Below are 14,621 nucleotides of genomic sequence, written 5' to 3' on the forward strand. Positions count from 1 at the left end.
CATGTTAACCGGGCGCATCCGGTGGCACCCCGGGGGTTTTTGATACAGCCGGGAAAAACTTGAAAGATACGAGAATGTTTGAAGGAGTGGACATAAAATGGCGTTAACAGCCGGAATTGTCGGTTTGCCGAATGTCGGAAAATCGACTTTATTTAATGCGATTACAAAAGCCGGGGCCGAATCTGCGAACTATCCGTTTTGTACAATTGACCCGAATGTCGGCATGGTGGAAGTGCCGGACGAACGGCTGGAAAAATTAACAGAACTGTACCATCCGAAAAAAACGGTCCCGACCACTTTTGAATTTACGGATATTGCCGGGATCGTCAAAGGCGCAAGCAAAGGGGAAGGGCTCGGGAATAAGTTTCTTTCCCATATCCGCCAGGTGGACGCAATCTGCCATGTCGTTCGTTGTTTTGAGGACGAGAACATTACACATGTTTCCGGGAAAGTCGATCCGATTGATGATATCGAAACGATCAATCTTGAATTGATCCTGGCCGATCTTGAAACGGTGGACAAGCGGATCGGGCGTGTAGAGAAAATCGCAAAACAGAAGGATAAAGAAGCCGTTGCCGAATATGAAGTGCTGACCAAATTAAAGGCGGCTTTTGAAGCGGAAAAACCGGCACGGGCGGTGGAACTGACCGAAGACCAGCAAAAAATCGTCAAAGGGTTCCAGCTTTTAACAAGCAAGCCGGTTTTGTATGTGGCCAATGTCGGGGAAGATGACATTCAGGATCCGTCTGCAAACCCGTATGTCGGGAAGGTGCGTGAATATGCCAAACAGGAAGGCGCGGAAGTGATTGTCATCTGTGCCCGCATTGAAGAAGAAATTGCCGAACTGGATGACGATGAGAAAAAGATGTTTTTAACCGAACTCGGCATCCAGGAATCCGGACTTGACCAGCTGATTAAAGCTGCTTACAGCCTGCTTGGCCTTGCGACTTATTTTACGGCTGGGGAACCGGAAGTCCGCGCGTGGACATTCAAAAAAGGCATGAAAGCCCCGCAATGCGCAGGCATTATTCACTCCGATTTTGAAAAAGGGTTTATCCGGGCTGAAACGGTGTCGTATGAAGATTTAATCAAATATGGCAGCGTGGCAGCAGCAAGAGAAGCCGGAAAAGTGCGCCTGGAAGGAAAAGACTACGTTGTCCAGGACGGCGATGTCATGCATTTCAGGTTTAATGTATAACAGGACTTTTGGACGAATATTCAAATTGTATTGAAAAAATTCAAATCATCCGTTAAAATAGGTATCAGTCGAATATTTTCCTTCGGGGCAGGGTGCAATTCCCGACCGGCGGTGATGAGGAAACTCAAAGCCCGTGACCCGTATTCTCCGGAATGCGGTGGATTTGGTGAAATTCCAAAGCCGACAGTGACAGTCTGGATGGGAGAAGGATCAAACGTTTCATTGGAACGTGTATTTCATGATGCCGTTTTGCCCCGCACATCTTCGTGCGGGTTTTTTGTTTTCACGGGTATATGTTGGCGGAAATTGCATACAGGAGGCATGAAAGGATTGCAAAAAGAAGATTATATGCAGCTTGCACTCCATTTGGCCGAAAGTGTGGCCGGGCAGACTTCCCCGAATCCCCCGGTTGGAAGTGTCGTCGTGAAAAACGGCACGATCGCCGGGATGGCGGCCCACTTAAAGGCGGGAGAAAAACATGCGGAAAGGCTTGCGGTGGAACAGGCCGGGCCGCTTGCAGAGGGTGCTGAAGTTTTTGTGACGCTCGAGCCGTGTGCCCATTACGGAAAGACGCCGCCGTGCGCAGATTTTTTAATTGAAAAAGGCATCAAAACAGTATATATCGCTGCATTGGACCCCAATCCGCTTGTCGCAGGCAAAGGAATAGAAAAGCTCAGGCAAGCCGGAGTAAAAGTGGAAACCGGGATATTGAAGGAACAAGCGGAAAAGTTGTACCGCCCTTTTTTCCACTTTATTCAAACGAAAACACCGTTTGTCACTGTCAAAACCGCCATGACGGCAGACGGAAAAATTGCATCTGAAACCCGTGACAGCAAATGGATCACAAGTGAAGAAGCAAGGCGTGATGCCCGCCGGTTAAGAAGCAGGCATGATGCAATACTTGTCGGCATACAAACCGTTCTCCATGATAACCCCCTTCTCACCACACGTTTGCCCCATTCCAGGAAAAATCCTATTCGCATTGTATTAGACACCCATTTGCGCATCCCGCCGGAAGCGAAAGTGCTAAGCGGCGATGCGCCAACCATTATTTTTTGCGGAAGCGATGCACCAAAAGAAAAAGAACAATGTCTGAAGCAGCTTGATGTCGAAGTGGTCCGCATGCCGCATGCCCACCTCTTGATCCGTGACGTGTTAGCAGCGCTCGGGGAAAAAGGCATCATGACTTTACTCGTCGAAGGCGGCGCGGCAGTAAACGGCTCATTTTTAAAAGAAGGCGCAGTGCAGCAGTATATTTTTTACATTGCCCCGAAAGTGATCGGCGGGAAAAACGCGCCGTCCCCTTTCGGTGGACACGGGTTTGGCAAGGTGGCCGATGCTTTGCCGCTCCGGTTTGAAAAAGTGGAACAGATCGGGCCTGATTTAAAAATCACGGCTGCCGTCCAAAAGGAGGTGCCGGCGCATGTTTACAGGGATTATTGAAGAAATCGGCATATTGAAACGTGTGGAAAGAGGCCCCCGCTCCCTTAAGCTTGCCGTACAGGCCAGGACGGTTCTCCAAGATGTACGGCTTGGCGACAGCATTGCAGTGAACGGTGTTTGCTTAACCGTCACATCCTATACGCCAAATGCATTTACGGCTGATGTCATGCCTGAAACATTTTTCAGCACGGCATTGGCCGGGCTGAACATCGGCAGCAAGGTCAACCTTGAACGGGCAATGGCTGCAGGCGGGCGGTTCGGCGGGCATTTTGTCACAGGGCATGTTGATGGCACGGGCACGGTCTGTTTGAAACAAAGGATGGAAAATGCCGTTTATATCACGATTTCTGTTCCCTCCTCCCTGTCCGCCTTTCTGATCCCAAAAGGCTCGGTTGCACTCGACGGCACCTCCCTGACTGTGTTCGGGGCTGCGGACGGGCAATTAACCGTTTCATTGGTGCCGCATACGCAGCAGCATACGATATTGCCGGAAAAAAAGATTGGCGATGCCGTGAATATTGAATGCGATATTTTGGCCAAGTATATGGCAGGGCTGTTCAGGAACGGAGAACGGGCGGAAAAAGAGAGCGGCATGATGGCGCTCTTAAAAGACCAAGGTTTTATGTAAACAAAGGGGTGAAAAACTTGTTTCATACCATTGAAGAAGCAGTAGAAGACTTAAAGGCCGGAAAAGTCGTGATTGCCGTCGATGATGAAAATAGGGAAAACGAAGGTGATTTTATCGGCCTTGCGGAAAAAGCGACACCGGAAATGATCAATTTGATGGCCAAAGCAGGACGCGGGCTCATCTGTGCACCGATTACGGCGGAAAAAGCACAGCAGCTCGATCTTTACCCGATGGCACGGCAAAATACCGACAGCCATGAAACGGCCTTCACCGTGAGCATTGACCATGCTGCCACCCGGACCGGCATCAGCGCATTTGAACGTGCCAAAACGGTCCGGCACCTGGCAGAAGACGCGGTAAAAGCCGAAGACTTTCACCGGCCGGGGCATATTTTCCCGTTAGTGGCCAAAGCAGGCGGCGTCCTGGAACGGTCTGGCCATACGGAAGCAGCCGTTGACCTGGCAAAACTGGCAGGCGCAAATCCGGCAGGCGTAATATGCGAAATCATGAATGAAGACGGCACGATGGCCCGCCTTCCCCAGCTGGAGGAAATCGCCAAAAATTCCGGCATAAAACTGGTGACGATCCAATCGTTAATCGAGTACAGAAAAAAACATGAGAAACTGATTCAAAAAGAAGCGGAAATCACGCTGCCGACGCGTTACGGCACGTTCCGGGCTGCCGGTTACAAAGATTTGCTGTCAGGGGGAGAACATGTTGCCCTTATAAAAGGGGAAGTAAGCAGTGAAGAGCCGGTGCTGGCAAGGATCCATTCCGAATGCCTGACCGGTGATTGTTTCGGTTCCCTCCGTTGCGACTGCGGCCCGCAGCTTGCCCGGAGCCTTGCGCGGATTGAAAAAGAAGGGCGCGGTGTCCTCGTTTATATGCGTCAGGAAGGCCGGGGGATCGGGCTTCTGAATAAATTGAAAGCTTACCGGCTGCAGGAAAAAGGATTGGATACAGTGGAGGCCAACCGCCGGCTTGGATTTCCGGCAGATATGCGCGACTACTGCATCGCTGCGCAAATTTTAAAAGATCTCGGGGCAACACAAGTCCGGCTTTTAACAAACAATCCTGATAAAGTGGAGGCATTAACGCGTTACGGTATCCGAATTGCGGAAAGAGTGCCGGTTGAAATCGCGCCTGTCCGTGAAAATGAAGGATATTTGCGTACGAAAGCGGAAAAAATGGGGCATTTGCTGCATATATAGGAGGAGATCAAAATGGGACAAATATTTGAAGGCAATCTGGTTGGAACCGGCTTAAAAATCGGCATGGTTGCTGCCCGCTTTAATGAATTCATTACAACAAGGCTTGTAAGCGGGGCAAAGGATGCATTATTAAGGCATGGCGTTAAAGAAGAAGCAATTGATCTTGCCTGGGTACCGGGCGCGTTTGAAATCCCGCTGGCGGCAAAAAAAATGGCAGAAACGGACAAATATGATGCCGTATTGGCACTTGGCGCGGTGATCCGCGGCGCGACCCCGCATTTTGAATATGTAAGTGCAGAAGCGGCAAAAGGAGTCGCCCATGCAAGCCTTTCTACAGAAACACCTGTCATTTTCGGGATTCTGACAACCGACACGATTGAACAGGCGATTGAGCGAGCCGGGACGAAAGCAGGCAATAAAGGCTGGGATGCGGCAGTGAGCGCGATCGAAATGGCGAATGTCATCCGGAAAATAGAAGCATAAATTTGAAAAGGGTGTTATTGCTTTTGATGTAAAAACTTAAGTCCGTTTTATAAAAAAGCCCTTGCGAAAGGAACGTATGTTTGATAAAATAGGGATGTCAGCGATAGCAAAAAGCGGGATGGAGTCTTAAGACAATTGATTTTGCCTGCGGGATATGGTATACTTACGACTTGTGAGTAATGAATGCTTGAACCATTGCTCCTTGCCCTTTTGAATAAAAGGGCCGCATAGTCCATAAGGAGGTGACAAACAGATGAGAAAGTACGAAATTATGTACATTATCCGCCCAAATATTGAGGATGAGGCAAAAAAAGCGCTTGTTGAGCGTTTTGACAATGTCCTCAACAACCAGGGTGCGGAAATCATCGAATCGAAAGAGTGGGGAAAACGCCGTCTTGCATACGAGATTCAGGACTTCCGTGATGGTTACTACCATATCATCAACGTGAATGCTGAACCGGTTGCAGTCCAGGAATTTGACCGTCTGGCGAAGATTAACGGTGATATTATCCGCCACATTGTTGTAAGAGAAGAAGAATAATTTTTAACGATAAAACGTTTCACGTGAAACGGATTTTGAATCATGAGAGGGGTTGATTCTGATGTTGAACCGTGTTGTTCTCGTAGGCAGGCTGACAAAAGATCCCGATTTGCGCTATACGCCGAGCGGAGTAGCGGTTGCTACTTTTACCCTGGCTGTAAACCGTACGTTTACAAACCAGCAGGGGGAAAGGGAAGCGGATTTCATCAATTGTGTTGTTTGGAGAAAGCAGGCTGAAAATGTGGCCAACTACTTAAAAAAAGGAAGTCTGGCAGGCGTAGACGGCCGGATTCAGACACGCAACTACGAAGCTCAGGATGGCCGGCGCGTGTATGTCACAGAGGTCGTGGCAGACAGCGTCCAGTTTCTTGAACCGAGAAGTGCGAATCAGGAACGCGGCAGCAGCCAGAATTACGGGAACAACCAAGGGAGTGCTTTCCCGGGGTACAATCAGAATCAAAATCAGTATCAGCGTAATGATTCAAAGCCTGATGAAGATCCGTTCTCAAATGATGGACAACCGATTGACATCTCTGATGATGATCTTCCGTTTTAATGCGGGAAGACCCGTAAAGTTGTGATATAAAGGAGGGTGAAAAAATGGCAGGTGGACGCAGAGGCGGACGGAAACGCCGGAAAGTATGCTACTTTACAGCGAACCATATTACCCATATCGACTATAAAGATGTGGACTTGCTGAAAAAGTTCATTTCTGAAAGAGGAAAAATTCTTCCTCGTCGTGTAACGGGTACAAGTGCAAAATACCAACGTAAATTGACAACTGCAATCAAACGCGCACGTCAAATGGCGTTGCTTCCTTATGTTGCAGAAGACAAATAAGCAGCGGAAAAAGCAACTGGATTTTTCTTTCAATATATGAATGAAAAAAGACAACCTGTTTTCAGGTTGTCTTTTTTCATTTCATTATCTTTTTGCTTCATGGAATGGTTATGGTAAAATGAGGGGAAATGATGGTTTTTTGAAGGGAGCATGCGTGTGAAAAAAACAAGAATGCTGACAGAAGGGGCGATGCTTGCAGCGGTTTTCGGCGTCATGCTGCTTGTTGCATTGCATGTCCCGGTGATCCGGATAATTGTTTTGGTTTTTCTTCCGCTGCCTTTTATCCTGTTTTGTGCCAAATATTCTTTGCGTTCAATTCTTGTCTTCTGTCTGGTTTGTTTGCTTGTGTCTGCCATTATGGGAACAGTCATGGCAATCCCGATGGCCGTTTTTTTCGTTTGTATTGGATTTGTTATGGGATACGCTATTCAGCGAAAAAAATCTAAATTATTTATATACATAGCAACCAGCCTGACCTTTTTAGCCATCACGATCATCGGGCTGTTTGCCACCCTGAAGTTTTTCCACTTGAATATCATCGCGGAAAACTTAAAAATCATGCAGCAGTCAATTGAACAGTCAAAAGCGCTTGTCAACAGTCTGGGGGAATCACAGGCCTATGAGGACAGGTTTGCGCAAATGGCCGATGTCGCAAGCCAGATGTACTCTGTCTATTTGCCGAGCTTGTTATTGCTTTCTGCCTTTATCGCCGTTTTTGTGCTCATTTCTGTGAACTTTCCAATCGCCAAACGTTTCGGTGTCCCGGTTCCGTCCTTTCAACCTTTCCGCGAAATGCGGCTGCCGGGAAATATCTTATGGTATTTCATTCTGGCAATGGTGGCCAACCTGCTGATGCACGGGGACACGGGCAGCTTCTTTGCAAAAGCGGTTCTGAATCTGATGCTGATTTTCCAAATTCTCATTTTGCTGCAGGGGTACGCTTTTATAAGCTTTGTCAGCCACGAGAAAAAATGGCCAAAAGGGTTACTGGCTTTCGCCGTCATTTTATCAATCATATTCAGCCCGCTGCTTTATCTTGTTATGATATTCGGTATAATGGATTTAGGATTTGATTTCAGGCGGATGATTCAAAAGTGACCCTTTCTTAGTTTCTCAATATAGGAGCTGAAGGTATGCCTTCTTACTACAATAAACGGTTCATGCGCTATCCGTTATACGGCTTAATTGCAGTGTCTCTCATCCTGCTCGGTATTATTTTCTTTTACCACTGGTGGATAACGGCAGCCGGCATTGTTGTGCTCGGGGCGTTATCCTACTGCGCATTTTACGTGGAACAACGGTCGAGCGAAGAAATCGAACGCTATATCTCCAATCTTTCCTACCGGGTCAAACGCGTCGGTGAAGAAGCGCTGATGGAAATGCCGATCGGGATCATGCTGTACAATGAAGATTACATCATTGAATGGACAAATCCGTTTATGGCCTCCTGCTTTAATGAAGATACACTTGTCGGGCGTTCCCTTTATGATGTAGCGGAAGTGCTCGTACCGCTGATTAAGCAGGAAATGCATTCCGAGACGATTAGTCTGAATGAAAGGAAGTACAGGGTTGTCCTGAAACTGGAAGAGCGGCTGCTTTATTTTTTCGACATTACGGAACAGGCCGAAGTCGAGCAGTTGTATGAAGATGAACGGACCGTGATCGCCATTATTTATTTGGACAACTATGATGAAGTGACACAAGGCATGGACGACCAGTCTGTCAGCAGCCTGAACAGTCTCGTGACCTCGATTTTAAACAAATGGACAATGGAGTTCGGCCTGTTTTTTAAACGAATTTCGTCTGATAAATTTATTGCGGTATTTAATGAACGGATTTTGCATGAATTGGAAGACAATAAATTCTCGATTCTTGATGAAGTCAGGGAGGCCACAGCGAAGCAAAACGTGGCGCTGACTTTGAGCATCGGGGTTGGCGCAGGTGTCCCGTCCCTCCCCGAACTTGGGGAGCTTGCCCAATCGAGTCTCGACATTGCCCTCGGGCGCGGTGGTGACCAGGTTGCCATCCGGCAGGCGAACGGAAAAGTGAAATTTTACGGTGGCAAAACAAATCCGGTTGAAAAGCGGACAAGGGTCCGGGCCCGCGTGATTTCCCATGCGCTGCGGGAACTCATGATGGAAAGAGACAAAGTGATGATCATGGGCCACAAATTTCCGGATATGGATGCCATCGGAGCGGCTGTCGGCATCCGGAAAGTGGCGGAAATCAACCAAAAAGACGGCTATATTATTTTAAATCCGAGTGAAACGGACACAAGTGTCAAGCGGCTGCTTGGGGAAATAAAACAGTATCCGGATTTGTATGCCCGCTTCATTACACCGGATGAGGCGCTTGAAATGGCGACGGATGACACATTGCTTGTTGTCGTTGATACGCACAAGCCTTCCTTTGTCATCGATGAACGAATCGTCAGGCGGATTGAAAATGTCGTTGTCATTGACCATCACCGCCGCGGGGAAGACTTTATTAAAAACCCGCTGCTTGTCTATATGGAACCGTACGCCTCTTCGACATCCGAACTTGTAACCGAATTGATGGAATACCAACCGAAAAACGGCAAAATCAATATGCTTGAAGCAACTGCCCTGCTTGCTGGTATAATAGTGGATACAAAAAGTTTTACATTGCGGACAGGCTCACGGACGTTTGATGCAGCATCCTATCTTCGTGCCCAGGGCGCCGATACGGTGCTTGTACAAAAATTTTTAAAAGAAGATTTGCGTTCGTATATCCAGCGCGCCAAGCTTGTGGAAACCGTTAAATTTCCGCTAAACGGCATCGCGGTGGCAAAAGGGAAAAATGATACCATTTATTCCCCTGTTTTAATGGCGCAGGCTGCCGATACGATTTTAATGATGAACGGCGTCGATGCTTCTTTTGTCATCGGACGGCGCAGCGAGAATGAAGTGGGGATCAGCGCAAGGTCGCTTGGAAGCGTCAATGTGCAAATCATTATGGAAACGCTGGATGGCGGCGGGCACCTTTCCAATGCAGCCACCCAGATGAAAAATATAACGGTTGATGAGGCAGAAGAAAAGCTCATTCAAGTGATAGAAGAGTATATGGAAGGGAGTCAGCAATCATGAAGGTCATATTCCTGAAAGACGTAAAAGGCAAAGGAAAAAAAGGAGACATTAAAAATGTGGCGGATGGTTATGCCCACAATTATTTGTTCAAAAACGGGGCGGCAATAGAAGCGACGCCTGCCAATCTGAAAAGCATGGAAGCCCAAAAACGGAAAGAAGAAAAACTGGCGCAGGAAGAACTGGAAGAAGCCAAAAAATTAAAAGAGAAACTTGAGAACATAACGGTTGAAATCAAAGCCAAATCGGGCCAGGACGGGCGACTGTTCGGCTCGGTTACAAGCAAACAAATCTCTGAACAACTGAAAAAAAGCTTCCAGATTCAGGTGGATAAAAGAAAAATAGAGCTGCCGGATGCGATCCGCACTTTGGGTTACACGAAAGTGCCGGTCAGATTACATCATAACGTAACGGCAGTGCTCAATGTCCACGTTTCCGAATAGAAACGTATTTTACCAGCTTTCTTTTTGTTTTCCGCGTGTTAAAATAATAGTACGTGCAGAAAAATGTGATCCATTTTATCGTGATCACATTTTTTCTATTTGGAATAAGTGTGCGGTTCTCTTACGGCAAACGGGTTACCGGTTAAACTGCCATTCTCCCCGGCATGCTTATGTTTGGTGCCGGAACTGGATGATTTAGGATAAAATGGAGGATTCAAAATGAATGAATTGCAAGACCGCATTCCCCCCCAAAATATTGAGGCGGAACAGGCAGTGCTTGGTGCCATTTTTTTGGAGCCTTCTGCATTTATAACAGCTTCGGAAATTTTGACGGCAGAGGATTTTTACCGGAATGCCCATCAAAAAATTTTCCAGGTGTTTGCGAAGCTGAATGATGCCGGCAAGGCAGTCGATCTTGTAACAGTGGCGGAAGAATTATCAGCCACCCGGCAGCTTGAAGATGCAGGCGGCCTCTCTTATTTGAGCGAACTGGCCGCAAGCGTTCCGACAGCGGCCAATATCGCTTACTATGCCGGAATTGTAGCTGAGAAAGCTTTGCTCAGGCGCCTGATTCGGACTGCCACCCATATTGCCCAGGAAGGCTATACGCGGGAAGACGATGTCGATGAACTGCTTGATGAAGCCGAACGCAGCATTATGGAAGTGGCCCAGCGCAAAAATGCCGGCGATTTTAAACATATCAAAGATGTCCTTGTCAGCACATATGATAACATCGAAATGCTCCATAACCGGAAAGGCGACGTCACCGGGATACCGACAGGGTTTTACGAGCTTGACCGGATGACAGCCGGTTTCCAGCGCAATGATTTGATTATTGTGGCGGCGCGCCCGTCTGTCGGGAAAACGGCATTTGCCCTCAATATCGCGCAAAACGTCGGCACGAAGACAGAGGAAAATGTGGCGATCTTTAGCCTTGAAATGGGCGCTGAACAACTTGTCATGCGGATGCTGTGCGCGGAAGGCAATATCGATGCCCAGCGGCTCCGGACCGGGGCGCTGACAGACGAAGACTGGCGGAAACTGACGATGGCAATGGGAAGCCTCTCTAATTCCGGCATTTATATTGATGATACCCCTGGAGTAAGGGTAACGGAAATCCGCTCGAAATGCCGGCGCCTGAAACAAGAGCACGGGCTTGGCATGGTGGTCATCGACTATTTGCAGCTGATTCAAGGAAGCGCCCGTTCCCGGGAAAACCGGCAGCAGGAAGTTTCTGAGATTTCAAGATCGCTGAAGGCGCTGGCGCGTGAACTTGAAGTGCCGGTCATTGCCCTTTCCCAGCTTTCCCGGGGCGTCGAACAACGGCAGGATAAGCGCCCGATGATGAGCGATATTCGTGAATCGGGAAGCATTGAACAAGATGCTGATATCGTGGCTTTTCTGTACAGGGAAGACTATTATGAACAGGACACGGAGAATAAAAACATCATTGAAATCATTATTGCGAAGCAGCGGAACGGCCCGGTCGGCACCGTCCAGCTCGCTTTTATAAAAGAGTACAATAAATTTGTGAACCTGGAACGGCGGTTTGACGATGCGCCTGTTCCGGCATAGCAAGTATCGATATGAAGCTTTTCCTTTTCGGGGAAAGGCTTTTTTTGTGCGTTTTACGAATAAAAACGCTGAAAAAATATATAAATGTTCGGATTTACATTGACTGTTGGCGGTTTAAGCTGGTAAAATGATGGATGGAAATCATGATTTGTAAAATATGCGGAGGTGCACTCAATGTCGTCAGTTGTCGTGGTAGGTACACAATGGGGGGACGAAGGAAAGGGAAAAATTACCGACTTCCTCTCTGAAAATGCGGAAGTGGTGTCCCGCTATCAGGGCGGGAATAACGCGGGCCATACCATCCGTTTTAATGGGGAAACGTATAAATTACATTTGATTCCGTCGGGGATTTTTTATAAAGACAAAATTTGTGTTATCGGAAACGGTGTCGTCGTCGATCCAAAGGCGCTCGTCGAGGAACTGGATTATCTGAACGGACGGGGTATTTCAACGGAAAACTTGCGCATCTCCAACCGTGCGCACGTCATTCTGCCTTACCATATTAAACTGGACGGTGCAGAAGAGGAACGGAAAGGCAGCAATAAAATCGGCACGACGAAAAAAGGGATCGGCCCGGCGTATATGGATAAAGCAGCAAGGACCGGTATCCGGATTGCTGATCTGCTTGATTACGAAGAATTCAAAGAAAAACTGACGCGCAATCTTGAGGAAAAAAACCGTCTGTTTGAAAAAATATACGAAACGGAAGGCTTTACGCTGGAAGAAATTTTGGAGCCTTATTACGAATACGGCCAGCGCTTTAAACAATATGTCTGCGATACGTCGGTTGTTTTAAACGACGCGCTTGATGCGGGCAAACGCGTCCTTTTTGAAGGGGCGCAAGGGGTCATGCTCGATATTGACCAGGGAACTTATCCGTTTGTCACATCATCCAACCCGATTGCCGGCGGCGTCACAATCGGTTCCGGTGTCGGCCCGTCGAAAATCAACCATGTTGTCGGCATTGCCAAGGCTTATACGACACGTGTTGGCGATGGCCCGTTCCCGACAGAGCTTTTGGATGAAACCGGCGACCGGATCCGCGAAACCGGACATGAATACGGCACAACGACAGGAAGAGCGCGCCGTGTCGGCTGGTTTGACAGTGTTGTCGTCCGCCATGCGCGCCGGGTGAGCGGCCTGACAGACTTGTCCGTAAACCTGCTCGATGTACTGACCGGCATTGAAACGTTGAAAATTTGTGTCGCCTACCGCTATAAAGGGAAAGTGCTTGAAGCGTTCCCGGCCAGCTTAAAAGTGCTGGCTGAATGCGAACCGGTTTACGAAGAACTGCCGGGCTGGACGGAAGATATTACCGGCTGCCGTTCCCTTGATGAGCTTCCGGACAATGCCCGCCATTACCTAGAGCGCATTTCTCAACTGACCGGGGTTCCCCTTTCCATGTTTTCCGTCGGTCCGGACCGCCTGCAGACGATTGTGGTGCAAAGTGTCTGGCGGGTGTGACGGAAAACCCGGACGAATCGGATTTGGGCTGCCGGAAAAACGGTAGTGGAACCACGTCGAAAAGAAAACCGATGAAAAAGCATCATCGGGTGAGGTTGCTAAAAGCGATTTTCATCCCAGAATGTCCACTAGAACGGAAAAAACGGCGAGATCCCATAAAAGGGGTTTCTCGCCGTTTTTATATTGTTTTAAAGTGGGTCATGATTTTCCATCTTTTACGGCGGCCATGCTTGAAAATGAACATTTGCTGAAATTTCGATTGCCATTCACTTAAAAAATTTGTAGAAATGTGTTGCAAAATGGATGATAGATATGATAACATTACTTCTGTTGTTACAAAATGCACAATGGTCCCGTGGTGTAGCGGTTATCACGCCTGCCTGTCACGCAGGAGATCGCGGGTTCGATTCCCGTCGGGACCGCCATTTTTAATTATACATATTTGTTTTCGGTTCGGGCCCGGTAGCTCAGTCGGTAGAGCAAAGGACTGAAAATCCTTGTGTCGGCGGTTCGATTCCGTCCCGGGCCATTTACTAAAAAGCACTGCGATGACTTAGACTCTCGTAGTGCTTTTTTATTATATGGTTCACCTAACCCCCGATTTCGTGCCTGTTCAAGCTATGTAGCCCATCGAGTGCTTTTTTATTATATGGCTCTTCTAACCCGCCAGAATGGAAAACAGGATGCAAGCCGTATCCCCCGGCACTCTTGATAGATATTACCAGGGGGCATGGTTTCAGTAGAATTGGACAATTTTTATGCAAGTAAGTTAAAATTGTAATAGTATGGCTGCTGGAAGCTGCCTGTGAATCCTTTGATACAGAGCAGCAATGCTTCTGGATTTCCAGGGGCATTGCTGTTCGCCATGATTCGGGGAAAATGAGATTTTTTAGGAACATAAAGACTAAAGATGATAGAAAATTGTAGATAGATGTCAATCAATGAAAATGGCGCATTTTAAATGAAGGAGTATGGACGATGGATAAAAAAATTTTGGTCGTGGATGATGAAAAACCGATTGCCGATATTTTGCAGTTTAATTTAACAAAAGAGGGCTATACGGTGTATTGCGCTTATGACGGTGAGGAAGCATTGGAAAAGGTGGAAGAGGTGCAGCCGGATTTAATTGTCCTTGATATTATGCTGCCGAAGCGGGATGGCATGGAAGTTTGCCGCGAAGTGCGGAAAAAATACAATATGCCGATCATTATGGTAACGGCAAAAGATTCGGAAATTGATAAAGTGCTCGGCCTTGAGCTCGGTGCCGATGATTATGTCACAAAACCTTTCAGCACCCGTGAACTGATTGCCCGTGTCAAAGCGAATTTGCGGCGGCACCAGCAGACGCCCGCGGCTCCGGGTGAGGAAGAGGAATCCAATGAAATTGCGATCGGTTCACTTGTCATTCATCCGGATGCTTATGTCGTCTCAAAACGCGGCGAGACAATTGAACTGACGCACCGCGAATTTGAGCTGCTCCACTATCTGGCGAAGCATATCGGGCAAGTGATGACGCGTGAGCACTTGCTTGAAACCGTGTGGGGTTATGACTATTACGGCGATGTCCGGACAGTGGACGTAACGGTCAGACGGCTCCGCGAAAAAGTGGAAGATAACCCGAGCCACCCCGAGTGGATTGTGACAAGGCGCGGTGTCGGTTATTATTTGCGCAACCCTGAACAGGAGTAGCC

General features: G+C 47.9%; 14 protein-coding genes, 2 tRNA genes and 1 riboswitch. All 16 genes read left to right on the top strand.

The annotated features are described in order from the left end of the window. Positions 1-97 precede the first annotated feature (97 nt). The 16 genes from ychF to yycF all read left to right on the top strand — a co-directional run bounded on the left by ychF (position 98) and on the right by yycF (position 14,619). On the top strand, positions 98-1,198 hold the full coding sequence (ychF, locus tag ABR335_RS00580) for a redox-regulated ATPase YchF (RefSeq protein ID WP_014096616.1): 1,101 nt from the start codon (positions 98-100) through the stop codon (positions 1,196-1,198). Between the two features lie 74 nt (positions 1,199-1,272). Then, positions 1,273-1,412: riboswitch (FMN riboswitch) on the top strand. 107 nt (positions 1,413-1,519) lie between these two features. Beyond that, complete coding sequence (gene ribD, locus ABR335_RS00585) at positions 1,520-2,641, top strand: bifunctional diaminohydroxyphosphoribosylaminopyrimidine deaminase/5-amino-6-(5-phosphoribosylamino)uracil reductase RibD (protein WP_211062416.1); 1,122 nt, start codon at positions 1,520-1,522, stop codon at positions 2,639-2,641. Then, positions 2,622-3,269, top strand: a complete 648-nt coding sequence (locus tag ABR335_RS00590; RefSeq protein ID WP_014096618.1) for a riboflavin synthase — start codon at positions 2,622-2,624, stop codon at positions 3,267-3,269. Before ribD ends, ABR335_RS00590 begins: the two co-directional genes overlap by 20 nt. Positions 3,270-3,286: 17 nt before the next feature. Then, positions 3,287-4,480 (top strand): bifunctional 3,4-dihydroxy-2-butanone-4-phosphate synthase/GTP cyclohydrolase II, encoded by a 1,194-nt coding sequence (locus ABR335_RS00595; protein WP_014096619.1) that lies wholly within the window; start codon positions 3,287-3,289, stop codon positions 4,478-4,480. A gap of 12 nt (positions 4,481-4,492) precedes the next feature. Next, on the top strand, positions 4,493-4,963 hold the full coding sequence (gene ribH / locus ABR335_RS00600) for a 6,7-dimethyl-8-ribityllumazine synthase (RefSeq protein ID WP_014096620.1): 471 nt from the start codon (positions 4,493-4,495) through the stop codon (positions 4,961-4,963). 253 nt (positions 4,964-5,216) lie between these two features. Further along, positions 5,217-5,504, top strand: coding sequence for a 30S ribosomal protein S6 (gene rpsF / locus ABR335_RS00605; protein ID WP_014096621.1), 288 nt, complete (start codon positions 5,217-5,219; stop codon positions 5,502-5,504). Positions 5,505-5,565: 61 nt separating this feature from the next. After that, positions 5,566-6,060 carry a single-stranded DNA-binding protein gene (gene ssb / locus ABR335_RS00610; RefSeq protein WP_014096622.1) on the top strand — a complete coding sequence of 165 codons (495 nt, stop codon included), beginning with the start codon at positions 5,566-5,568 and terminating at the stop codon, positions 6,058-6,060. A 44-nt stretch (positions 6,061-6,104) separates the two neighbouring features. Then, on the top strand, positions 6,105-6,344 hold the full coding sequence (gene rpsR, locus ABR335_RS00615) for a 30S ribosomal protein S18 (protein WP_013860883.1): 240 nt from the start codon (positions 6,105-6,107) through the stop codon (positions 6,342-6,344). Positions 6,345-6,494: 150 nt separating this feature from the next. Further along, on the top strand, positions 6,495-7,442 hold the full coding sequence (locus tag ABR335_RS00620; RefSeq protein WP_026683516.1) for a YybS family protein: 948 nt from the start codon (positions 6,495-6,497) through the stop codon (positions 7,440-7,442). 35 nt (positions 7,443-7,477) lie between these two features. Next, a complete protein-coding gene (locus tag ABR335_RS00625; RefSeq protein ID WP_061565616.1) occupies positions 7,478-9,451 on the top strand; it encodes a DHH family phosphoesterase in 1,974 nt (657 codons plus the stop codon). Next, positions 9,448-9,891 carry a 50S ribosomal protein L9 gene (rplI, locus tag ABR335_RS00630; RefSeq protein WP_014096625.1) on the top strand — a complete coding sequence of 148 codons (444 nt, stop codon included), beginning with the start codon at positions 9,448-9,450 and terminating at the stop codon, positions 9,889-9,891. The genes ABR335_RS00625 and rplI overlap by 4 nt, the downstream gene beginning before the upstream one ends. 219 nt (positions 9,892-10,110) lie before the next feature. Then, positions 10,111-11,466 (top strand): replicative DNA helicase, encoded by a 1,356-nt coding sequence (dnaB, locus tag ABR335_RS00635; RefSeq protein WP_014096626.1) that lies wholly within the window; start codon positions 10,111-10,113, stop codon positions 11,464-11,466. A gap of 174 nt (positions 11,467-11,640) precedes the next feature. Continuing rightward, positions 11,641-12,930 (top strand): adenylosuccinate synthase, encoded by a 1,290-nt coding sequence (locus ABR335_RS00640; protein WP_014096627.1) that lies wholly within the window; start codon positions 11,641-11,643, stop codon positions 12,928-12,930. Positions 12,931-13,279: 349 nt separating this feature from the next. Further along, positions 13,280-13,355: transfer RNA gene (locus tag ABR335_RS00645), tRNA-Asp, on the top strand. Positions 13,356-13,386: 31 nt separating this feature from the next. After that, positions 13,387-13,459: transfer RNA gene (locus ABR335_RS00650), tRNA-Phe, on the top strand. 449 nt (positions 13,460-13,908) lie between these two features. Continuing rightward, complete coding sequence (gene yycF / locus ABR335_RS00655; RefSeq protein ID WP_014096628.1) at positions 13,909-14,619, top strand: response regulator YycF; 711 nt, start codon at positions 13,909-13,911, stop codon at positions 14,617-14,619. Positions 14,620-14,621: the final 2 nt, after the last annotated feature.

Origin of the sequence: Heyndrickxia faecalis, assembly GCF_040267745.1 — a bacterium.
GTDB classification, from domain to species: domain Bacteria; phylum Bacillota; class Bacilli; order Bacillales; family Bacillaceae_C; genus Weizmannia; species Weizmannia faecalis.